General features: G+C 72.1%; 14 protein-coding genes and 1 pseudogene. 7 read left to right on the top strand and 8 right to left on the bottom strand.

Annotated features, from left to right (window positions below; translation table 11 throughout):
• Positions 1 to 27 precede the first annotated feature (27 nt).
• The gene (locus ACIBK5_RS02095; protein ID WP_399015195.1) at positions 28 to 735 is read left to right on the top strand and encodes a GNAT family N-acetyltransferase; all 708 of its coding nucleotides are present in this window, start codon (positions 28 to 30) and stop codon (positions 733 to 735) included.
• Between the two features lie 312 nt (positions 736 to 1,047).
• Here ACIBK5_RS02095 and ACIBK5_RS02090 read toward each other — a convergent pair.
• Positions 1,048 to 1,206: pseudogene (locus tag ACIBK5_RS02090) on the bottom strand (hypothetical protein); the annotation flags it as partial.
• A gap of 64 nt (positions 1,207 to 1,270) precedes the next feature.
• On the opposite strand from ACIBK5_RS02090, the gene ACIBK5_RS02085 reads away from it, so the two are divergent.
• From ACIBK5_RS02085 to ACIBK5_RS02070, 4 genes are all read left to right on the top strand, one after another.
• The gene (locus tag ACIBK5_RS02085; protein ID WP_399015193.1) at positions 1,271 to 2,278 is read left to right on the top strand and encodes a helix-turn-helix transcriptional regulator; all 1,008 of its coding nucleotides are present in this window, start codon (positions 1,271 to 1,273) and stop codon (positions 2,276 to 2,278) included.
• An 84-nt stretch (positions 2,279 to 2,362) separates the two neighbouring features.
• Positions 2,363 to 2,737: a nuclear transport factor 2 family protein gene (locus ACIBK5_RS02080; RefSeq protein ID WP_399015191.1), complete on the top strand. Its 375-nt coding sequence runs from the start codon at positions 2,363 to 2,365 to the stop codon at positions 2,735 to 2,737.
• Between the two features lie 24 nt (positions 2,738 to 2,761).
• Entirely contained in the window at positions 2,762 to 3,280 is a 519-nt protein-coding gene (locus tag ACIBK5_RS02075; protein ID WP_399015189.1) for a maleylpyruvate isomerase family mycothiol-dependent enzyme, read from the top strand.
• 352 nt (positions 3,281 to 3,632) lie between these two features.
• Positions 3,633 to 4,976 (top strand): MFS transporter, encoded by a 1,344-nt coding sequence (locus ACIBK5_RS02070; RefSeq protein WP_399016196.1) that lies wholly within the window; start codon positions 3,633 to 3,635, stop codon positions 4,974 to 4,976.
• A gap of 12 nt (positions 4,977 to 4,988) precedes the next feature.
• Here the strand turns inward: ACIBK5_RS02070 and ACIBK5_RS02065 are convergent, their stop codons facing one another.
• Positions 4,989 to 5,462, bottom strand: a complete 474-nt coding sequence (locus tag ACIBK5_RS02065; RefSeq protein ID WP_399015186.1) for a GNAT family N-acetyltransferase — start codon at positions 5,460 to 5,462, stop codon at positions 4,989 to 4,991.
• A 142-nt stretch (positions 5,463 to 5,604) separates the two neighbouring features.
• Between ACIBK5_RS02065 and ACIBK5_RS02060 the strand changes: the two genes are divergently transcribed.
• Positions 5,605 to 6,510: a trypsin-like serine peptidase gene (locus tag ACIBK5_RS02060; RefSeq protein WP_399015185.1), complete on the top strand. Its 906-nt coding sequence runs from the start codon at positions 5,605 to 5,607 to the stop codon at positions 6,508 to 6,510.
• 98 nt (positions 6,511 to 6,608) lie between these two features.
• Here the strand turns inward: ACIBK5_RS02060 and ACIBK5_RS02055 are convergent, their stop codons facing one another.
• The 3 genes from ACIBK5_RS02055 to ACIBK5_RS02045 form a co-directional block, all read right to left on the bottom strand.
• Entirely contained in the window at positions 6,609 to 8,039 is a 1,431-nt protein-coding gene (locus ACIBK5_RS02055; RefSeq protein WP_399015183.1) for an Nramp family divalent metal transporter, read from the bottom strand.
• 109 nt (positions 8,040 to 8,148) lie between these two features.
• Positions 8,149 to 9,102 (bottom strand): phosphoglycerate dehydrogenase, encoded by a 954-nt coding sequence (locus ACIBK5_RS02050; protein WP_399015181.1) that lies wholly within the window; start codon positions 9,100 to 9,102, stop codon positions 8,149 to 8,151.
• The gene (locus tag ACIBK5_RS02045) at positions 9,102 to 9,287 is read right to left on the bottom strand and encodes a hypothetical protein (protein WP_399015179.1); all 186 of its coding nucleotides are present in this window, start codon (positions 9,285 to 9,287) and stop codon (positions 9,102 to 9,104) included. Before ACIBK5_RS02045 ends, ACIBK5_RS02050 begins: the two co-directional genes overlap by 1 nt.
• A gap of 378 nt (positions 9,288 to 9,665) precedes the next feature.
• Here ACIBK5_RS02045 and ACIBK5_RS02040 point away from each other — a divergent pair, with 378 nt between their 5' ends.
• Positions 9,666 to 10,520, top strand: coding sequence for an endonuclease/exonuclease/phosphatase family protein (locus ACIBK5_RS02040; protein ID WP_399016194.1), 855 nt, complete (start codon positions 9,666 to 9,668; stop codon positions 10,518 to 10,520).
• Between the two features lie 21 nt (positions 10,521 to 10,541).
• Here the strand turns inward: ACIBK5_RS02040 and ACIBK5_RS02035 are convergent, their stop codons facing one another.
• The 3 genes from ACIBK5_RS02035 to ACIBK5_RS02025 form a co-directional block, all read right to left on the bottom strand.
• Complete coding sequence (locus ACIBK5_RS02035) at positions 10,542 to 12,053, bottom strand: aromatic amino acid ammonia-lyase (RefSeq protein ID WP_399016192.1); 1,512 nt, start codon at positions 12,051 to 12,053, stop codon at positions 10,542 to 10,544.
• Positions 12,054 to 12,166: 113 nt separating this feature from the next.
• Entirely contained in the window at positions 12,167 to 13,660 is a 1,494-nt protein-coding gene (locus ACIBK5_RS02030; RefSeq protein WP_399015178.1) for a tryptophan 7-halogenase, read from the bottom strand.
• On the bottom strand, positions 13,657 to 21,738 hold the full coding sequence (locus ACIBK5_RS02025; protein WP_399015176.1) for a type I polyketide synthase: 8,082 nt from the start codon (positions 21,736 to 21,738) through the stop codon (positions 13,657 to 13,659). The genes ACIBK5_RS02030 and ACIBK5_RS02025 overlap by 4 nt, the downstream gene beginning before the upstream one ends.
• Positions 21,739 to 21,758 lie beyond the last annotated feature (20 nt).

Genomic DNA, 21,758 nt, shown 5'->3' with positions numbered 1-21,758 from the left:
GACCTTGGGCAGGAGCAGCGCAGCACGATGACAGGTCTCCGCGACGTCGTCGCACTCGACGACCCGGTGGGGGAATCGCTTCGCGGCCACCACGGGCATCTCGCTCGCCGGCTCGGCCGGGCTGTCACCTATCTGCCGGGAGTCGCGACCTTCTCCGCGGTATCCGCTGAGGCGGACGCGGAGGAGTGGGGCGAGCTCGCCGGGCTGCTGGGGCGGGGCGAGTTCGCTGACATGTTCAGCTGCCCGGCGATTCCGCCGCCGGACTGGGAACCGGTCTTCGTCCTCGAGGGCCGCCAGATGATCTGGACCGGCGACAGCCGTCCGGACGCGTCTCGTGTCGAGCTCGACCCCGCCGTGGTCCAGTTGGGCGCCGAGAGCGTGCCCGGGATGCTCGGCCTCGTCGAGCGGACCCAACCGGGGCCGTTCTGGCCGCGCACCCATGAACTCGGCACCTATCTCGGCATCCGCGACGGCGACACCCTGGTGGCGATGGTGGGGGAGCGGCTCCGGCCCCCCGGGTGGACCGAGATCAGCGCTGTCTGCACCGCTCCCGAGGCACGCGGACAAGGCCACGCCGCCCGCCTGGTGCGTGCGCTGGTCGCGCGCATCGTGGGCCGGGGTGAACGTCCCTTCCTGCACGTGGCCGAGGCGAACACCGGCGCGATCGCGCTCTACGAGCGACTCGGGTTCGAGACCCGGAAACACGTGACGTTCCGCGGGTTCCGCACTCCGTGAGGCACGCGGCCCCGGCGGTGGACTGTTCCGTGGGTCTGCGACGCCGATGATGTTGCCGGCCAGGGCTTGGACGTGGACCGTCCATCCCAGTGCTGTGAGGTCGCCCGCGAGCTTCCGGGCGTCATGGAACACCTTCACGATCCGGTATCGGCTGCCGTCGTCGAGTCGGCGCGAAACCGTGGGAACGGGCCCTTCCGTGACACCTTCCTCGTTCGCGGCGGCGGGAGGCTCATCGTCGATGAAGATCATCTTGCCGCCGGGTGCGAGCAGGGCGGCGATGGTGCTCCAGAAGCCGGGCAACCGCGCCGGCGGAACATGGGAGAGCCAGAAGGCGAAGAACACCGTGTCGTAGCGCCGAGACGGCTGCCACTCGAACAGATCGGCCTGAAGAAACCGCACGTTGGGGGCGGCAGCCGCTGCGCGGTAGTAGGCCTGCTGCTCCGCCAAGAGGGCATCGTCGTCGCTGCTCATGACCAGAAGGGTCAGCTCTGCCCCTGAGACAAGGTCAACCCCATCTGGGGAGCATGCTTGAGGCATGAAGTCGGACCGGTTGCTCTCCATCCTGCTGTTGCTGCAAACGCACGGGCAGCTGCCCGCCGGCGATCTGGCAGCGCGACTGGAGGTCTCGGTGCGCACCATCTACCGGGACGTGGAGGCGCTGTCGGCCGCGGGAGTGCCGGTGTACGCGGAACGTGGGAGTCAGGGGGGTATCGCCTTGCTGCCGGGGTACCGGACCGACGTCACCGGTCTGACCGCGGACGAGGCTCGTGCCTTGTTCGTGCTGGTCACCGAGCAGGCGCACGCGGATCTGGGGCTGGGGCAGGCGATCGGTTCGGCGTTGCGCAAGGTGATGGTGGCGCTGCCGGCGCCGTTTCGCGGGGACGCCGACCTGGCGAGCCGACGGATCATGATCGATCCGGTGCGCTGGCGCACGAGCCCGCGTCCTTCGGCGGTCGATCTCGGCGTGCTGCAGGCGGCGGTGTTCAACGACCGGCGGCTGCGGCTGCGTTACCGGCACGGCCGGGACGCTCAGGTGCGCTCGTACACGCTGGATCCGTACGGGCTGGTGAGCAAGGCCGGAGCCTGGTACCTGGTGGCGGACCACAGGCGGCAGCCGATGATGTTCCGCCTCGACCGGATGCTGTCGGCGTCGGTGGTCGACGAGCCGGTACGCCGCCGTGCGGGGGTGGAACTGGCGGATGTGTGGGAGGCGCTGCGAGAGGGCATCGACCGGATTCCGGCCCCGGTGCGGGTGGTGGCCCGGGTGCAGCGGTCGGTGCTGGCCCGGTTTCTGCGCTACCACGAGGCCGACCTCGGGGGCCCGATGCCTGTTCTGGAGGAGGCCGAGGCCAAGACGGGCAGTGAGGGGGAACCGGTGGAGCTGGAGCTGCGGTTCCCGGCGCTTCGCGCGGCCGAACAGTTGCTGGTGTTCGGCCCGGCGGTCGAGGTGCTGGAGCCTGCGGAACTGCGTGAGGCCTTGGTGCGCCGGGCTCGGGAGACGGTCTCCCTGTACACGGAGGGCGTGGGGGAGGAAATCCACTGAGATACCTGACGCTGTCTGTCAGGTATCCCTTGCCAGCATGAGGACACGACCTACGGATGAACCACCTGGAGAGGACTGTTCCCCATGACTGCCACCAGTGACTCCGCCCAGAAGATCGCCGACGAGTTCGTCCGCGCCTGGCTCGGCGGTGACGTCGAGAAGGCACTGGATCTCCTCGCCGACGATGTCGTGTGCGAGGCTCCGAACGGCCGCTTCGAGGGCCGGGACCGCTACCGCCAGTTCCTGGAGCCGTTCGCAAGCACCGTCATCAGCGGCGCGGTGATCGACGTACTGGGCAATGACACCCAGGCGGCCACCGTCTACACCACCGATGTGCCCTTCGCGAAGGACTTCCGCGGCATGGACTACATGACCGTCAAGGACGGCAAGATCACCCACGTGATCAGCGTCTTCGACCTCAGCCCGACGATCAAGGCCGGAGGCGACCCCCAGCACTGACCAGTCCCGGGAGCGGGTCCGCCCGTGCCGGGATACGACGGCGGGGTGGACGAGCGCAACGCGATCATCGAGGCAACGGCGGGCCGCGGCGCCGCCGAGCACCGCGCGGAACTCGCCGTGCACACGGCCTCGCTGGAGGCGGTCTGGGCCCGCGCAGGCGACGTGGACTGGGTCCGGCCCGTCACCTTCCGCGACGCGGACCTTGCCGCCACGGTCTTCGCGCGCCGGCGCGAGGCATGGATCCACATGGTCGACCTGGACTGCGGGGTGCGGCCGGACGACTGGCCCGAGGACCTGGCCGTACATGCCATCGCCCTTCTCCTCGGCCGCCTTCCTGCGGGCACACGCCTGCGTGCCGAGGATGTGTGTCACCGATGGTCCGCCGGCGACGGACAGCCGGGCACGGTGGTCACCGGAGGCGTGCGCGACCTGGCGGCCTGGCTCGCCGGACGTACGCCTGGGATTACACCCGTGGCGGCGGAGGGGCTGCCCGCTCTCGGGCCCTGGCCGCCCCACCCGGCACAGCGAACGGACCGCGGGTGACGTCGCCGCCGGGCAGCGGGGGGAGCCGTTCTGTCGTCCGGGTTCCTGCGGCCGGACCGTCCCGACGGTCTCGACGGTCCCGACCGGCGCGGCCCCACGGGCTCCGGTAGCATCGACGGTATGTCTGGTGCTTCATGCGCGGCTTGTGCCGCGGTGACGAGGACGCTCCGCTAGCGGCGGGGCGTTCATCACACCTCTGTTGAACGTTCTGTCGCTCCGTGGTTGAACCGGAGCGGCACGCTCGTGCTGCTCGGACCTCTTCTGGGCAACGGAGCACTCAGTGGTTTCAGGCGTTCTCTCTTCGCGCGGGGACGGATCGTCCCCGGTGCGTGCGTGGCTGGTGCTGTGCTGCATGGCCATGCTGCAGTTCTTCATCGCGGTGGATGTGACCGTGGTCAATGTCGCCCTGCCCTCGATCGGCGCCGACTTCGGCGTCGACGGGCACTCCCTGACCTGGGTCGTGGTCGGGTACACGATCACCGGGGGTGGGCTGCTGATGCTCGGCGGCCGGCTGGGCGACGTGCTCGGCAGGCGTCGCATCCTCCTGCTCGGCACCGCTCTTTTCGGCGCCGCGTCCTTGCTGGCCGGGCTCGCGCCCTCCTTCGCCGTACTGGTGACAGCGCGGCTGTTGCAGGGTGCCGGTGAAGCGATCGCCCTTCCGGCGGCGATGGCGGTGATCGTGCTCATGTTCCCCGAGGGGCCGCGCAGGTCACGCGCGCTCAGCGCATGGGCTGCCGTGGCGAGTTGTGGCCTCGTCCTCGGGTTCGTGGTCTCCGGGATCATCACCGAGCTGCTCGGCTGGCGGTGGATCTTCCTGGTGTCCGTACCCTTCATCCTGGTCGTACTCGCCGCCGCGGCCGTTCTCGTGCCGGACGAACGGCCTGCCGAGCCCGTGCCTTTGGACCTTCGCGGTTCGCTCCTGCTGATCGCTGCCCCGCTGCTGTTCACGCTGGGCGTCGTCGAGGCGGGAGCGGCGGACAGCGCGTTGCCGTGGCTGCCGCCGGTGGCGCTCGCCGGCGCCGTCGTAGCGGGGGCCCTGTTCGTCGTAGCTGAGCGCCGTTCTCGGAGGCCGCTCGTGCCGCTGCGGTTCCTCCGCAACCGGCCGCGCGTCCTGGCCAACCTCGCCACGGCTCTGTTGAGCGCGGCGCTGTCCACGTCGTTCCTGCTGTTCACCTACTACCTGCAGGACCGGTCGGGTGCCGGACCGTTCCAGGCCGGGCTGACGATGCTGCCGCTGGCGGGGACTCTGATCGTGGCCTCGATGCTGGTTCCCCGGCTGCTCCGACGGTGGGGTGCCCGGGCCTGTGTCCTGGCCGGGATCGGCTTCACCGTGCTGGCGATGGCCGCCATCGCGCTGGTCTCGGGCCTCGGAGCCACCGGTCCGGCGATGGTTCCGGCCATGATGCTCATCGCTGCCGGGATGGGGTTCGGATTGGTCGGGCTGCAGTACGTCGCGGTGACCGGCGTGACCGAAGAGGACGCGGGTATCGCGTCCGGCGTCCAGCGAGCCGCCGATCAACTGGGCGGTTCCACCGGTGTCACGATCTACGTCGGCATCGGGTTCGCCCCTGCCATGAACGGCACCGACCCGTACCTCGCCAGTTGCCTCCTGGCCATCGTCGGGCTCGCCGCGGCCGGGTGCGTCACCTGGCGGATCTCCATGCCCTCCGCGGTGGTGGAGGACGAGCCCGGGTGACCCCGGACAGGGCTACGATCCCTTGACGTACTCCACCTTGGCCGGCCCCTCGCCCTCGAGCCGATCCCCGTGCCGCCAACCGCACGCCTCGTAGAACGAGTTGGCCGCGGTGTTGTCCGCGAAGCTCTCCAGCCGGATGGTCGTGTACCGGGCGAGGAGCGTTTCCTCCGCGTGGCGAAGCAGGAGACGGCCGAACCCCCGGCGATGGTGATCCGGGTCGATCATCATCAGGTCGATCGTGGAGCCGTCGAGGATGGAGAAGCCGATGATCCGGCCCTCCAGGCCGAGGCATTGAACACCACCCGCCTCCAGATGGCTCTTGACGTGAGCGTCCGAAGCCCCGCTGCCGATGAACCAGTCCACTGCCTCGTCACCGAGGAACGCGCGGTAGCGGGCGTCGATCGTGCGACGCGCGAGAACCTGGAGATCATCGAGATCTGCCCCGGTCGCAGGCCGGGTGACGGGAAGGTGTGGTCCGGTCGGCACGGAAATCCCAGCTCTGACGGGGGGAATCGGGCTCCCGATCCTAACCGTCCCGACACAAAGTTCGGACGGCGGATGCACCCCACCCGCCGAAGCCGCGTCCTTCCGGATGGTCGCCCGACCCCGATCATCCGAGAGGACCTCCATGTCGCACAGCCCGTCCCCAGGTGCGCGCCGCGCCGTCTCCGGTCTCGCCACCGCCCTGCTGGCCCTGGCCGGTCCGCTGGCGGTTCCAGCCGTACCCGCGGCGGCGGCAGCCGGAGCCGGGCAGGTCGGTACGGTCACCTACACGGCGGCGGAGCAGGCAGCCACCCTCTCGTACTGGACGCCGGCGCGCATGAAGCAGGTGGGCCGCACCGTCGATCTGGGGCCGACCGGACCGCTCGGCAAGCCCTGGACCGGCAAGGCCGTCCCCAGCATCGGCCGGCTCTTCTTCGTGAACTCGCGGGGGCAGGACACCTGGTGCACGGCCAGCGCCGTCACCAGCGCCAACCGCTCAGTGATCATGACTGCCGCCCACTGTGCCCGCCTCGGTTCCTCGCCCGTCAACACCTACACCGACATCGTCTTCGTCCCCGGCTACGCCAAGGGCAAGGCGCCGTACGGCCGTTATGCCGTCAAGTCGACCATGACACCGCGTTCCTGGGCCGAGGAAACCGTCAACGACGTAGCGGCGATGGTCGTCGCCACCCCGGCCGGGGGGAAGCGGCTCACCGACGCGGTGGGGGCGCAGAAGGTCGCCTTCGGCCGTCCGGCCGGTGAGCGGGTCACCGCCTTCGGCTATCCCGGGACCACTCCCCAGCGGGGCGAGGAACTGCTGCACTGCACCGGTACCTCTCAGCGCGCCCCCGAGGGCGAGCAGCGCGTCCCGTGCGACCTCGGCGGCGGCGCGAGCGGCGGTCCCTGGCTCGCCGGCTTCGACTCCGCCACCGGCAAGGGCACCGTGGTCTCGGTCAACAGCCACGGCGAGGGCGACGGCCGCTCCCCGATGTACGGGCCGACCCTCGGCAAGACCGCGCGGGCCGTCTACGACGCCGCCGTGCGCGACTGAGCACCGCCGCTCCGGCCGACCGGAGCGGCGGGCATTCCCACGCGGCGACGGGGCGGCTCCTCGGCGCCGCCCCGTCGCCGCGTGGGGACGCGGCCGGTTCAGTCGCCCGGCGCGAGGCCCAGCGTTTCGAGCACGCCGTACACCCCGAGGAAGAGAATCGCCGCGCTGCTGAGGACGAGGGCGGCGGTCATCCAGGGGTTGGCGCGGAAGCGGGGCGGGACGCCGGTGTAGCGCAGGCGCCAGACCGCGATCACCACGGCGAGGAGGAAGACGCCACCTCCGATACCGCCGATCTGCACCATCAGGACCGGGGACTGGACCCACAGGAAGAAACACATCCACACCGGCGGCAGACACCAGGTGAGGATCCGGATGGTGCGGGTGCGGACGCGCATGTCGTTCCAGTCGATCGCGCCGAGCAGACCGAGGGTGTTGGTCCACAGCCGCGGAACGCTGGCCGACGAGGCGACGGTGACCGAGAAGAGCACGGAGATCGCACCGCCCAGGAAGAGGTACTCGGCCCAGGGACCGAGTGTGTCGGTGTAGCTGTGCGACAGAGTGGTGATCATGTCGTTGCCCTCGGGCACCAGGCCCTGCGGATGCAGCACGGAGGCGCCGATCACGTAGAAGGACAGGGTGCAGATGGTGCACACGAACCAGGAGACAGCCACGTCGAGCCGCATGACCTTGAGCCAGCCCTCGGCGCGCCGGGCGCGCTGCTCGGTCCCGTCGTCGGGGCCGGTCCAGCGGGCGTAGCCCTTCTCGAGGCACCAGTACGTGTAGGTGGTCATCTCGTCGGCGCCGACGCCGGTGATGCCGAACATCGCGAGGGCGATGCCGACCGTACCGGCCGGGATCTGGAAGCTGAGCCCGTCGGCGAGCTGTTCCGTGCCGTAGCCGTACGCGGTGAGCGGCAGGGCGAGCGCCAGGCCGACGGTGATCACCGTCTTGAGCGTGATGCCGATGACCTCGACCCGCTCGACGACGTGGTACTTGCCCGTCTGGAGGATGAGGATGGCGGCGGCGGTGACGATCACGGCCCAGATCGTGAGGGACGTGCCGCTCAGCGACCCGCCGTGGATCGGGAAGAGGATGGAACAGGCGGCCGCGGTACCGCCGATGATGCCGCCGCGCTGGAACATCTTGGCGAAGTCCATGCCGATCCACAGCCAGTTGATCCAGCTGAGGCGGCCGATACGGGGTCCGACGTCACGGAAGCCGTCCAGCGCGGGGCGGCCGTTGAGGATGGTCCAGCGGGCCAGCTCCATCTGCACCCAGACCTTGACCGCGGTGGAGATGATCACGAGCCACAGCAGGGCGAAGCCCGCCCTCGCCCCGAGCGAGGTGGTGGTGATCAGTTCACCGGAGCCGACGACCGCGGCGGACAGGATGAGCCCGGGACCGAGGTGGCGCAGGCGGCCGCGGAAGCGGTCGGGGGCCGGGCGGGCGTCTTCGGCGCGCAGCGCGTAAGGGTCGGGCTGCGCGGGGGGCGGCGCCGCGGCGGCGCCGTCGGTCGACGTGATGGCCATGTCAGGTCCTAGGGGATCTTCCGGCGTCGTCACCGGTATCCGGTACGGGGACAGAGGTGTGTCGTGGTGGGGGAGGAGGTGACCGGGGCCGGGCCGTCAAGGGCGGGGCTCAGCGGGCCTGGTGGTGCGGTGCCTCGCCTGCCAGTACGCGGACGATGTCCTCGGCCACCATCGCGCCCATGGCCTGGTTGGCCTCCGGGGTGCAGGCGGCCATGTGCGAGGTGAGGAGGGTGCGGGGGGCCTCGCGCAGGGGGTGGTCGGCGGGCAGGGGCTCGGTACTGAAGGCGTCGAGGGCCGCGGCACCGAGGTGCCCGGAGCGCAGCAGGGCGGCGAGCGCGCTCTCGTCGACGAGGCCGCCGCGCGCCGCGTTGACCAGGATCGCGCCCGGCTTCATCGCCGCGAGACGGGAGCTGTCCAGCAGCGGCGTGCCGGACGGGTCGGGCGGGGTGTGCAGGCTGACGGCGTCGGCGCGGGCCAGCAGGTCGTCGAGGGCGGCCGGTTCGGCGCCGTGCGCGCGGACGTCGTCGCCCGGGACGTACGGGTCGTGGGCGAGCACATGCATCCCGAAGGCGCGGGCGTAGCCGGCGAGCAGCCGCCCGATGCGGCCGAAGCCGACGATGCCGAGTGTCTTGCCGTGCAGTTCGGGGCCGAACAGCTTCGGCCAGCCGCCCGACTCCACGGCGGTGTGCGAGGCCGTGAGGGAGCGCGTCGCCGACAGGAGCAGACCGAAGCTGTACTCCGCCACCGCACGGGAGTTGCTGCCCGGCGCGCACACCACCGGTATGCCGCGGGCGTGGGCGGCGGCCACGTCGATGGTGTCCACGCCGACGCCGTGCTTGGCGATCACCTTGAGGCGTGGTGCGGCGTCCAGTACCTCGACGGTGATGGGGTCCATGCCGACGATCAGGGCGTCCGCTTCGGCGGCGCGGGAGAACAGTTCGGCGGTGGGCAGGGCCGCGTCGGCGCACGGACGGAGCGGTCCTGCCCCGGCCTCCTCGAGGATCTGCCAGGGGAGTGCCGAATGCCGCGCGAAGGTGGGCGTCGTGATGAGCGTGGTCGGCATCAGCGCGCTCCGCCGCGTGCCGCGCAGCCGTCGGCGGGGTCCACGCCCGTGATGCCCGTGGCGAGCGCGGCCTCCGGCACTGCAACGGGCCTCGTGCGGTCCGTGGGGTCGCCGAAGGTCATCCTGCCCAGGACGCGACGGGACAGCGGTACGGGGACTTGCGGGAGTGGGATGCCGACGGGCACGGCGTTTCCTTCCTGGGCGGGTGGTGCGAGCGGTGCCGGGACGGGGCGTGGGCGGGTGATGCCTCGTGACGGGCGCTGCTGTCGGACGCCGGATGTGCGTCTGTGCGCCTGGTGCGCGAAATGCGCAGGTGGCGGCGCCGTCCTGGGGTGACAGGCGTCGGCGCCAGGGGAACGCTCGCATGGCTGCGCGAATCGCGCAAGGGTTCGCGCGCACTTCGCGCACCACGGGTCAGCGGCCGAGCGGAGCCGCGGAGCCCGCCGCGGTTGCGCGGATCGCGCACCTGTCGATGGATCAGAAGCGTGTGTCGCCGGCGGATCCGTCCCATAACCTCGTGCGTGAAGACGTCGGATGCCACCTGTGTCCGCATGGAGGAGGCGATGGTGCTCGTCAGGGGTACGCGGTTGCTCGCGGTGGCCGTGGTCGCGGCCTGCATGGTGCTCGTCGGACCCAGTGCGCCCAGCGGTGCCCTCTTCGGCAGGTCCGTGCCCGTCGACGCCGTCAGGGACCCCGTACCGAACCGGGTCATGACGTGGAACATCTGCAACCCCTGCGACGCGAGCAACGTCGGCCGGGCGGCGGAGATCGCCACGTACGCGCCTCAGGTCGTCGGCATGCAGGAGACGTGCGTGCGTGACGTCGAGAGGATCCGGGAGTACCTGAAGAGCCTTCACGGGCTCGAATACCACGTCGAGTACGGAACGGTCCTTCAGGACTGGGGCCGCTGCGGGGGAGCGCCGTGGAATCCGGGAGCCTTCGGCCAGGCGGTCCTGTCCGCGGCACCGATGACAGACCCCGTCGAGGTGGAGTACCCCGACGGAGGATCAGAGGACCGTGGGTACATGGCCGTCACCACCATGGTGGGCGGCCGGCCCGTCCGGGTCTTCAACACCCACCTCGCCCAACGACGTCAAGAGGCAGTCCGGGCGGACCAGGCCCGCGTGCTCGCCGCGGACGTCGCCCGGCACGACCGTGCGATCGTGCTCGGCGACTTCAACGCCGTGCCGGACGCCTCCGAGCTCGCCCCGCTCTGGGCTCTGGCCGCGGACACGGATCCCGAGTGCCGTCCCTCGTCCGTCGGCACCTGCGAGCCGACCACCGACTGGCGCAGCAAGTTCGACTACGTCTTCCTGCGAGGCCTCGCCCCGCTCGGGCACCGAGTGCGAACCACGCCGTACTCGGACCACGACCTGCTGTACACCGACGTGGATCCGACCCTCAGCGAGGGCCCCTGACCAGCGCCTCAACGGGTGACCTCACGCGCTCTTCCTCCAGATGTCCGTGAACCGGTCGAGCAGTGCGGCCGCCGCCGTCACATCGTCCGTGAGCGGCCGGTCCGCGTGGTCCTCGTCGAGCACCGACCCGGCGAGTTCCAGCGCATGGGTCACCGGAAGCCCCGGCTCGGGCCTCAGGCCGCGCTGGCGCAATGCCCGTACGGCGGCGACGAGTTCACAGCCGACGACGAGCCGGTACGCGCCGCAGGCGCGCAGTGTCTGACGTGCGGCCAGGGAGGCGAAGCTGGCCTGTTCCTCGACGCCGCGGGAGAGCACGGCGTGGCCGAGCGACGCGGGCGCGGAGAACGCCCGCAGATCACCGAGTGCGGCCCCGGCGGCGTACTCCAGGATCATCACGCCGGAGGAGGCGGGCTCCTGGTCGGAGAGGAAGGGGCGCAGCCGGGTGTAGGCGGGCTCGTTCAGGGTCGCGAGGCGGGAGGTCGACAGGCGCGCCACCTGCGTCAGCGACAGTCGGAAGTGGTCCAGGGCGAGGCCGAGTTGGGCCTGGTAGAAGCCGCCGTGGTGGTAGGCGGCCATGTCCTCGGGAAAGATCAGCGGGTTCTCGGCGGCCGCGTTGATCTCGACGGCGACGACCTCTTCCAGGGCGTCCGCCGCATCGTGGGCCGGGCCGTGGATCTGCGGCAGACAGCGGAAGCCGTACGGGTCCTGGAGACGGTCCAGCGGCGGGGTCGGACGATCCGCCGCGCCGATCAACTCCCGCATACGGCGGGCGACCTCGGCGCAGCCGCGGTGCGGACGGGCGGCGTGCACGGGGGCGGCGTAGGCCTCGTGCGAGCCGTCGGTGGCCAGCAGGGACAGCGCGGCGACGACCTGGGTGGCCTCCAGCAGCCCGCGCAGCTCGTGCAGGGCGAGAGCCGACTGGCCGAGGGTCAGGGCATTGCTGCTGATGAAGGCCAGCGCGTCGTTGTTGTCGAGCGGCAGGGGCTCCGGCGGGGTGCCCCCGCGCCAGGGATGCTCCCCCGCCAGAGCCAGCCCCGCCTGTGCCAGGGCCGCGATGTCGCCGGTGCCGACGGAGCCGAACTCGTTGACGACCGGGTACGCACCGCTCTCCAGCGCCTCGCACAGCGCCGTCACGACGGTGGGCCGCAGCCCCGCGCCTCCGGCGAGCAGTTGGTTGGCCCGGATGGCCAGCATCGCGCGTATCTGACGGGCAGGGAGCTCCTCACCGATGGCGCCGGCGTGGCTGCGCAGGAGCCGCAGACCGTGCTCGGCGTCGGCCCCGCTGGGCACGTCCTCGTTGCGTTTGGCGCCGACGCCGGTGGAGCGGCCGTATACGCGGCCGGTCGCGGCGATCTGCCGGGCGGCGTTCCAGGACTCCTCCATACGCCGCATCGCCTCGCTCCGGGGAGTCGGCCGCACGGTCCCGCGGGCGAGCCGCGCGACGTCCGCCACACCGAGACCGGTGCCGTCCAGAGCGACGAGAGCCGAGCCATGGCCGACACCTCTGGGAGTGTCCACAGTCCGAGACGAGATCAAGCCCAAACACCCCTCGATCCAGGCAGTTGACCGCTATTCATGCACCAAGAACTCTGCATGAGGCCATACAGTCGGGCAAGGGGTGTCTCACGGCGGTGACCCTGTGATTCCTACGGCGCGGGGTCGACCCAGGACAGCCCGTCCTCCGACGCCACCAGACCGCCAGGCCGCAGCGGCGCCTCGTCCTCCAGCGGGCCGCCGAACAGCCCGCGTTCCTGAAGGACGGTCCCTTCCTGGAACACCTGCCGGAAGGTCTGGGACTCGTAGAGCGGATTGCGCAGGTCGTCGGCGTCGGGAAGGCGGCGCACCGCTCGCTCGAAGTCGTCGGCGGCCGCGGTCAGCCGTTCGCCCGCCGGTCCGGCCCCGGTGAGTGACGCGTCGCCTGACGCCAGACCGCCCACCAGCTCGACGAACGCCTCCAGTTCCGTCGTGCCGACATGGGTGACCTTGCGCGCCTGCCAGAAGTACGACCGCTCGTCCTGGTGCATGTCGTAGAAGGAGACCAGGAACTCGTGGAACAAGCCGTACTCGTGCCGGTAGCGGGCCTCGAACTCGGCGAACGACCGCTCCTCGTCCAGGGTTCCGGCGAGGCAGCCGTTGAGGGACCGGGCGGCGAGCAGTCCGCCGTAGGTCGCCAGATGGACCCCGCTGGACAGCACCGGGTCGACGAAGCACGCCGCGTCTCCGACGAGCGCCATGCCGGGCCGCCACAGCTGCGACTTCCAGTACGACCAGTCCTTGCGGACACGGACCTGGTCGTAGGGCGCCTCCGTGGCCCGCGGGACGCCGTCGAGGAGGTCGCGTACCTCCGGGCAGGCGTCGATCAGCCGAAGCCAGGCGGCCGCCGGGTCCCCCTGGACGGCCCCGGCGTTCTCGCGCGCGACCACCGCTCCGACGCTGGTCAGATCGTCCCGGAGCGGGATGTACCAGATCCAGCCCTCGTCGAAGGCGGCGCAGAAGATGTTGCCCTCGTTCGGTGCCGGGAGCCGCGCGCCGCCGGCGAAGTAGCCGAACACCGCGATGTTGCGGAAGAAGTCGGAGTGGATCCGCTTTCCGCCGACCTGCGGGTGGATCCTGCTGCCGTTGCCGGAGGCGTCCACGACGTACCGGGCGCCGGCCTCGCGGATCTCGCCGTCGGGGCCGGTCCAGCGCACCCCGCGGACCCGCTCCTCGTCGGCGAGCACGCCGGTCACACGGCAGCCCTCCCGTACGTCGACCCCGACCCGGCGGGCGTTGTCCAGGAGGATCGCGTCGAACCGGGACCGCTCGACCTGGTAGGCGAACGAGGTCGGGTCGGCCAGCCGGGGCGACAGCGCGAAGGAGAACTGCCAGGGGTCACGGTTGCGGCCCCAGCGGAACGTGCCGCCGCGCTTCGGCTTGAAGCCCGCCCGCGCCACCTCGTCCTCGACCCCGAGGATCCGGCACACGCCGTGCACGGTGGAGGGGAGCAGGGACTCGCCGATCTGGTACCGCGGGAAGGTCTCCTTCTCGACGAGGAGGACGCGATGGCCATGCAGGGCGACGGCCGCCGAGACGGTCGACCCGGCCGGGCCGCCACCGACCACGATGACGTCGAAGTCCTGCGGGGGGTGGGCCGGATTCACCGGTCTCCCTTCGTCGTGCGCGCGTCGATCCAGGTGCGGATCGCCGACGCGGTGCTCTCCGCGTGTTCCCGCATCATCGTCAGATGGTCGCCGGGGACGTCCGCGATCTCGTGTGCCGTGGGCCAGGACGTCCGCCAGTGGTCCGCGTCGGCGGAGGCCGCCATGGCGGGTGTGGGCCGCAGCGCGCGCACAAGGAGAGTGGGCGAGGCGACCGGCTCGGGATCCCAGCCGAGGAAGATCCGGTTGTAGGCACCGATCGCGGCCAGGGCAGCGTCGTCGTCCTCGGTGAAGAGGGGCCGTCCGGTGTCCTGCGGCGGTGGGGCGCCCAGGGACAGCAGCCAGTCCTTGCCGCTGTTGTCCGGTGTGATGTGGTAGGTGTCCAGCAGGACCAGACCGGTCGGTGCCCGGCCCATGGTCTCCAGCCGGTGGGCCACCAGGTGCGCCACATTGCCGCCCGCCGAGCGTCCTACGACCACGAAGGGCTCGTCCCCGACGTGCCGCAGCACGTTCTCGGCCTGGGTGCGCGCCAGCGCGGCCCGGTCCTCCGGTACGGCGGCGCCGGCGCCGATCCCGGGGTGCGGGAACTCCAGAACCTTCAGGTCGTCCTGGAACGCGTGGTGGAAGCGAGGGAAGTCCCCGTCGTCCGACGCGAGCGAGGGATGGTAGGCCGGGAAGTAGACGACCGTCGGCCTGACGGAGCCGGAGCGGGCGTGGGAGCGGCGGATGGGGGGCAGTGCGTGCTCGCGCCCCTGGGCGGCCGGGAAGGTGGGCAGTGCCCAGGAGGCGGTGACGAGCAGATGCATCGCCGCCACCGGTCGGCCGGCCGCACTGACCGTCCTGAACAGCGAGGAGAGGGTGTACGCCTGGCGCTCGGCCCCTGCCGGCCCGGCCACCTCCGTGTTCTCGGGGACCGCGGCGGCGGTCGGTTCGCCGTCCAGCAGGCCGAGCACATGGCGTGCCAGTTCCTGGGCCGTACGGTGCTCGAACACCACCGCGGCCGACAGCCGGAGCTTCAGCGCGATGCTGAGCCGGTTGCGGATCTGCACGGCGGTGAGGGAGTCGAACCCCAGGTCGGCGAGGGTCTTGCCGGCCGGGAGCGCGTCGGCGTCCGGGTAACCGAGCACCGCGGCGACGTCGGCCCGCAGCAGCTCCACGAGCGCCGCCTCCCGCTCACCCGGGGGTACGGAGGCCAGCCGCTTCCGCCAGGCCCCCGGCTCCAGCATCTGCCCGGAAGGCCCGGCGGAACCGGAGGACGTCCCGGCGACGGCCGGCCGGTTCTGACGGACGAGCCCGCGCAACGGCGGCGGCAGGTGCCCCGCTCCGGACCGAAGCGCCGCCCGGTCCAGCAGGATCGGCGCCAGGACCGGCTCCGTCGAGCACAGCGCGGCGTCGAACAGGGCCAGGCCCTGCTGTGTCGACAGCGGCACGAGCACGTCACTTGCCTGTGAGCTCTGTGAGCTCTGTGAGCTCTGTGAGCTCTGTGGGCGCTGCTGGCGTTGTGGGGGCTGTGTGCGCTGCCCAGCCGCCATGCCGTCGGCGTGCTCCCACGGGCCCCACGCCAGCGACACCGCGGGGAGCCCCTCGGCGGCACGGCGCTGGACGAGGGCGTCGAGGAACGAGTTCGCTGCCGCGTAGTTGCCTTGACCAGCCCGGCCCAGCAGGCCGGATACGGAGGAGAACACGACGAACGCCGAGAGGTCCATGTCCCGGGTCAGTTCGTGCAGATGCCAGGCCGCGTCGGCCTTCGGCCCCAGCACGGCCGCCATCCGCCCGGGGGTCAGCGAGTCCAGCACGCCGTCGTCGAGGACCCCGGCGGCGTGCACCACCGCGGTCAGCGGCGGCTCGCAGCGTTTGATCACCTCGCCCAAGGCGGCGCGGTCGGCCGCGTCGCAGGCGACGACGGCGACCCGCGCTCCTGCCTCCTCCAGCGCGCCGCGCAGTTCCCGGGCTCCGGGCGCCTGCGGCCCACGGCGCCCGGTCAGCAGCAGATGCCGCACACCGTGCTCGGCGACCAGATGACGTGCCAGCTCCGCGCCGAGCGCGCCGGTGCCTCCGGTGATCAGCACCGTGCCGTTCGCGTCGAAGGGAGCCGCGGAGACCGAGGCAGCACCGGCCGCGACCAGTCGCGGGACCGTCACCTGCCCCTCCCGCACACGGAGTTGCGTCTCACCACCGGCGATCGCCGATGGCAGCATCCGCAGCGACTCGGGCCGCCCGTCCACATCCACCAGGACCACACGACCGGGCAGCTCCGACTGCGCCGCACGCACCAGCCCCCAGACCGCCGCGCCCGCCAGGTCCGGCACCGGCCCGGTGGCGTCCCGCGTCACGACCACCAGCGTTGAGCCCGCCGTACCCGGATCGCCCTGCCAGTCCTGAAGCGCCTTGAGTACACGGCAGGTCAGTTCGTGTACGGCGGAGAGTGGGTCGGCGCCGGTGGCACGGGCGATGGCTGTCACGGCGATGACCTCGGGGTTCGCGGGGCCGGGCAGGAACCCGGCGAGGTTCAGCTCGTCGGGCCCGCGCACCGTCCATGCGCGCTCATCGGTGTCGCCGGAGACGTCGAGGGCGGACCACTCAGGGCGTAGCAGAGCCCTTCGTACGATGTCGTCAGCCATGTTGTCAGCCATGTCGCCTGGCATGTTGCCTGTCGCGGCGGTCCGGTCGGCCGGGAGTTCCCTGGTGGCCAGCGAGTCCACGCGTGCCACGAGCCGGCCGGACGGGTCGGCCAGGGTCAGCGAGACCGTGTCCGGGCTCGTCGGCGTCACCCTGACCCGCAGCTCCGAGGCTCCCGAGGCGTACAGACTCACGCCGCTCCATGCGAACGGCACGCGGACCGTGCTCGTGCCGGCGGACCGGGCCAGCAGCGGCGCGTGCAACGCGGCGTCGAACAGCGCGGGGTGGAGTCCGAAGTGGCCCGCTTCCGACCTGTGCGACGGAGGCAGCCCGACGTCCGCGAACACATCGTCGCCGCGCCGCCAGACCGTGCGGACCCCCTGGAAGGCAGGCCCGTAGGCGAGCCCGGCCTCGGCGAGGGCGGCGTACGCGCCGGTGAGGTCCACCGCCTCGGCGCCCTGGGGAGGCCACTGGGTCAACTCGCCTTGCGTACCGCGACCCCGGCCCAGCTGTCCCGTGACATGCCTGGTCCATGAGGCGTCCTCGGCGGACTCCTCCGGCCGGGAGTAGATGTCGACCGTCCGCCGGCCCGAGTCGTCCCGCGCGCCCACCACGACCTGGACCCGCACCACCGCGGAACCGGGCAGCGCGAGCGGCGCCGGCAGCACGAGTTCGTCGACCGTGCCGCAGCCCACCTCGTCTCCCGCCCGCACGGCCATCTCGACGAACACCGTCGCCGGCACGATGACCCTCCCGGCGACGACATGATCCGCGAGCCAGGGGTGGGTCCCGAGGGACAACAGTCCGGTCAGCACCGTCCGCCCGGTGTCCGGCACCGGGAACGCCGGGCCCAGCAGGGGCCCGCCGTCGGCCGCCGCCGGGCGTGGCGCGTCCAGCCAGTACCGCTGCCGCTGGAAGGCGTACGTCGGCAGATCCACGCGGCGCGCGCCCGAACCCGCGTACACCGCCGCCCAGTCGACAGCGGCCCCGGCCACATGCAGCCGTGCCACGGCCGACAGCAGCGTCTCCGGCTCGTACGCCCCGCTTCGGGTCGCCACGGCGAGAACGGCGCCCGTCGCGGGCGCGTCGGGCAGACACTCGGTGGCCGCCGCGGTGAGAACGGGCCCGGGACCGAGTTCCAGGTAGGCGGAGACCCCGTCGTCCGCGAGCAGGCGCACGGCGTCGGCGAAGCGCACGGGAAGCCGGGCGTGCCGCGCCCAGTACTCGGGCGAGCACAGTTCCGCGGGCTCGGCGGGCCGGCCCGTCACGGTGGAGACGATCGGGATGCGCGGCGGCCGGAAGGTCAACTCCCTGGCCACACCCAGGAACGCGTCGAGCATCGGCTCGACCAGGGGTGAGTGGAAGGCATGGCTCACCCGCAGCCGTACGGCCCTGCGGCCCCGCGCCTCGAAGCGGCCCGCGACGGCGAGCACCGCTTCCCGCGAGCCCGAGATCACCACGGAACGCGGACCGTTGACGGAAGCGACCGCCGCCTGTGTCCCGAACTCGACCAGTGCCGTGCGGACTTCCTCCTCCGTCCCGTCCAGCGCCACCATCGCGCCGCCGTCGGGCAGTGCCTGCATCAGCCGGCCTCGCGCGGCGACGAGCGTCGCGGCATCGGGCAGATCGAGCACCCCGGCGACATGCGCGGCAGCCAGTTCGCCGACGGAGTGGCCCACCAGGCGATCGGCTCGCACGCCCCACGACTCGAGCAGCCGGAACAGCGCCACCTCGAAGGCGAACAGTCCGGCCTGGGTGAAGTCCGTACGGTCCACCAGAGCCGCCTCCGGTGAGCCCGGCTCGGCGGACAGCACCGCGCTGAGCGGCTGGGGGAGACGGTCGTCCAGATACCGGCAGATCTCGTCGAAGGCGTCGGCGAACGCCGGGAAGGCGGCGCGCAGTTCGGCGCCCATCCCGAGGCGCTGGGCGCCTTGCCCGGTGAACAGGAAGGCCGTACGGATCTCCGGGTCCGCCAGTCCTCGTACGACTCCTGGTGCGTCCCGGCCTTCGGCGAACGCGGTCAGCGCGTCCAGCATCCGGGTCCGGTCACCGGCCGGCACGAGCGCGCGATGGGGGAGGGCGGAGCGCGACACCGCCAGCGAGTAGGCGACGTCGGCGGGCGACAGCCCGGGCCGGTTCGCCCCGTCGGCCGCGAGCCGGCGGGCCTGGGTGCGCAGGGCGGGTTCGTCGGCGGCGGAGAGCAACCAGGGAACGATGGCGGAGACCGGACACGGCACGGGCGGCGCCGCCCCCGTTTCCACGGAGACCGCCGTCTCCCTCTCCGGCGCCTCCTCCAGAATCACGTGCGCGTTGGTCCCGCCGATCCCGAAAGCCGAGACCCCGGCGCGCCGCGGCCGGTCCGAAGCGGGCCAGGGCCGGGCGTCGGTCAGCAGTTCCACGCGACCGGAGGACCAGTCGACATGCGGTGAGGGCGAGTCGGCGTGGAGAGTCCGGGGCAGTTCGCCGTGCCGCAGGGCCTGCACCATCTTGATGACGCCGGCGACTCCGGCCGCCGCCTGTGTGTGCCCGAGGTTGGACTTGACCGACCCGAGCCACAGCGGCCGCTCGCGGCCCTGTCCGTACGTGGCCAGCAGGGCCCCCGCCTCGATGGGGTCGCCCAGCCTGGTGCCGGTGCCGTGGGCCTCCACCGCGTCCACGTCGGCGGCACGCAGCCCCGCGTCCGCCAGCGCCCGTGTGATCAGCCGCCGCTGTGCCGGCCCGTGGGGCGCGGCCAGTCCGTTGGACGCGCCGTCGGAGTTCACGGCGGAGCCGCGGAGCACGGCCAGGACCGGATGGCCGCGGCGCCGCGCGTCGGACAACCGCTCCAGCAGGACGAGGCCCACGCCCTCGCCCCAGGCCGTACCGTCGGCCGCCGCCGAGAACGACTTGCAGCGCCCGTCCGGCGACAGCCCGCGCTGCCGGCTGAACGCGAGGAACGGCTTGGGCGTCGCCATCAGCGTGACCCCGCCGGCCAGCGCCAGCGAACACTCGCCCGAGCGCAGCGCCCGCGCCGCTTGGTGCAGCGCCACCAGCGAGGACGAACACGCGGTGTCGACCGTGATCGCGGGACCGCGCAGACCGTAGACGTACGAGATCCGCCCCGAGGCCACGCTGCCCGCCGAGCCCAGCCCCAGGTGCGCCTCCAGCTCGTGGGAGCGGCTGAATCGGGCGGAGTAGTCGCCGTACATCACGCCCACGAACACGCCGGTGTCGCTCTCGCGCACCGAGGCCGGATCGATACCGGCCCGTTCCCACACCTCCCAGGACGTCTCCAGGAGCAGCCGCTGCTGCGGATCCATCGCGAGCGCCTCACGCGGCGAGATCCCGAACAGTCCGGCGTCGAACTCCGCGGCCCGGTGCAGGAATCCGCCGTGTCGCGTGTACGACGTGCCGATCCGGTCGGGATCCGGGTCGTACAGGGCGTCCAGGTCCCAGCCGCGGTCGGTCGGGAACTCCGAGATGGCGTCCCGCCCCAGCCTGACCAACTCCCAGAGGTCCTCAGGGGAGTTGACGTCACCGGGATACCGGCAGCCCATGGCGACGATCACGACGGGATCGTCGTCGGGGGACCGGTCCCGTGCGCGGGGCGCACGGTGATGGTCGTCGGACTCCTCCTCGAGGAGGGCCACGCGCAGGTACCGGGCGACCTCGGCCGGTGTCGGGTGGTCGAAGACCAGTGTCGACGGCAGGTCCAGGCCGGTCAGCTCGCCGAGCCGGTCCACCAGCTCGACGACGCCGACGGACGTCATGCCGAGATCGGCGAAGGGGCTGTCCGCGTCGGGCGGATCACCGGGCGTGGGCCGGCAGACCTCGGCCGTGGTGGTGAGCACCGTTTCGCGGAGCGCGCGTTCCCGGTCCTCCGGCGAGAGGGGCAGGAGCCGCTCGCGCAGGGCGGTTCGAGCGGTGTCGGCCCTGGCCGGAGCCGGGGCGGCCAGCGCGTGCCGGGCGATCTTGCCGGACGCGGTGCGCGGGACGGCGGCGATCTCGTGGATCTCGGCCGGCACCTTGTAGTCGGCCAGCCGAGTGCGGCACTCGGCGAGCACCCGCCGTGCGTCGATCCCCTCCGGTCCTGGTACGACGAAGGCGACCGGCACCTCGCCGAGCACGTCGTGCGGCACACCCACGACCACGGCCTCGGACACACCCGGACACCGCGCCAGGGCCTGTTCGATCTCCGTCGGGTGGATGTTCTCACCGCCGCGGATGATCAACTCGCTGACCCGGCCGGTGAGCCGGAGCTGGCCGTGCTCGACGCGGCGGCCCAGGTCGCCGGTGCGGTACCAGCCGTCCCGCAGTGCGGCGGCCGTCGCCTCGGGCTGCCCGTGGTACCCGGTCATCAGGCTCGGCCCGCGCACCCAGACCTCGCCCTCGGCACCGTCCGGGACGTCCTGGCCGCCGCGCGGGTCTACGAGGCGTACGTCCATGCCCGGGACGGGCACCCCGCAGGAACCGTCGACTCCGGGCCCGTCGGGGCGGTTCACCGCGATCATGCCGCAGGTCTCCGTACTGCCGTACGCGTCGAGCAGCGGAGCCCCGAGTGTCTCCTCCACGGCCGCGCGCAGAGCGGGACCGCTCGGCGCGCCGGCCACCACGCACATCCGCAGCGCCTGCGGGAGCCGGCCCGCCGAGTCGACCAGTCGGTGGTACGTCGTCGGCACGCCGGCCAGCATGGTGAAGGGCCCGCCGAGCCCCTCGTACGCCGTGAGCAGCTCCTGACGCAGTCCGCCCGGCGGGAGCAGCTCACCCGCGATCCGGGCGCTCGCGCCCACAGCGGTCACGCCCAGGATCGCCAGCGAGTGGCTGAAGCTGTGGAACAGCGGAAGCGGCCAGAGCAGCCGGTCGTCGGGCGAGAGGCCGAAGATGGGGGCGTAGCAGGCGGCCACGGACCACAACGCGGCCCGTTGCGTGGACAGCACGCCCTTGGGCCGCTGCGTGGTGCCCGAGGTGTAGAGCATCCAGGCAGGATCGTCGAGCCCGAGCAGGTCGATCTCCGCGGACGCGTCGCTCTCGACCGCGCTCAGGAACAGCGCGCCACCGTCCGGGACCGGTCCGGCCCCGGTGACCAGGACGCCCAGTCCGTCGTACGGCGGTCCCAGGCGCCGCAGTTGTGCGACGTGCGCGGCATCGGTGATGACCAACGCGGCGCCGCTGTCCTGAAGGAAGTGGGCCAGTTCGGCCTCGGAGGACCGCGGATCGAGCGGCACACCGACCATGCCCGCGCGCAGCACGGCGAGGCAGCTCTCCACCGCCTCCACGCAGTTGCCGAGGCAGATCGCGACGCGGTCGCCGCCGCGCAGCGCTGTCCGGGATTTCAGGTAGGAGGCCAGCGAGCGGGTGCGTCGCTCCAGCTCGGCGTAGGTGACGCTGCGCGCGGAGTCGGAGTAGGCGATCCGCTGCGGGGCCGCCTCGGCGTGCTGCCGCAACAGCTCCGGCACCGGCCGGATCAGCTCGTCACGCCTCATGTCTCCGCCTCCCAAGTCCC

This window comes from Streptomyces sp. NPDC050546 (assembly GCF_044457425.1).
Taxonomy (GTDB): Bacteria; Actinomycetota; Actinomycetes; order Streptomycetales; family Streptomycetaceae; genus Streptomyces.
Note: the sequence above shows the minus strand (reverse complement) of the source record. Positions and strands in the feature narration are given on the sequence as shown.

Coding starts and splice junctions, on each gene's coding strand:
- ACIBK5_RS02080 (WP_399015191.1), top strand. CDS start 2,363: ATGACTGCCACCAGTGACTCCGCCCAGAAGATCGCCGACGAGTTCGTC.
- ACIBK5_RS02025 (WP_399015176.1), bottom strand. CDS start 21,738: ATGAGGCGTGACGAGCTGATCCGGCCGGTGCCGGAGCTGTTGCGGCAG.
- ACIBK5_RS02055 (WP_399015183.1), bottom strand. CDS start 8,039: ATGGCCATCACGTCGACCGACGGCGCCGCCGCGGCGCCGCCCCCCGCG.
- ACIBK5_RS02060 (WP_399015185.1), top strand. CDS start 5,605: ATGTCGCACAGCCCGTCCCCAGGTGCGCGCCGCGCCGTCTCCGGTCTC.
- ACIBK5_RS02085 (WP_399015193.1), top strand. CDS start 1,271: ATGAAGTCGGACCGGTTGCTCTCCATCCTGCTGTTGCTGCAAACGCAC.
- ACIBK5_RS02070 (WP_399016196.1), top strand. CDS start 3,633: ATGGCCATGCTGCAGTTCTTCATCGCGGTGGATGTGACCGTGGTCAAT.
- ACIBK5_RS02050 (WP_399015181.1), bottom strand. CDS start 9,102: ATGCCGACCACGCTCATCACGACGCCCACCTTCGCGCGGCATTCGGCA.
- ACIBK5_RS02040 (WP_399016194.1), top strand. CDS start 9,666: ATGGTGCTCGTCAGGGGTACGCGGTTGCTCGCGGTGGCCGTGGTCGCG.
- ACIBK5_RS02095 (WP_399015195.1), top strand. CDS start 28: ATGACAGGTCTCCGCGACGTCGTCGCACTCGACGACCCGGTGGGGGAA.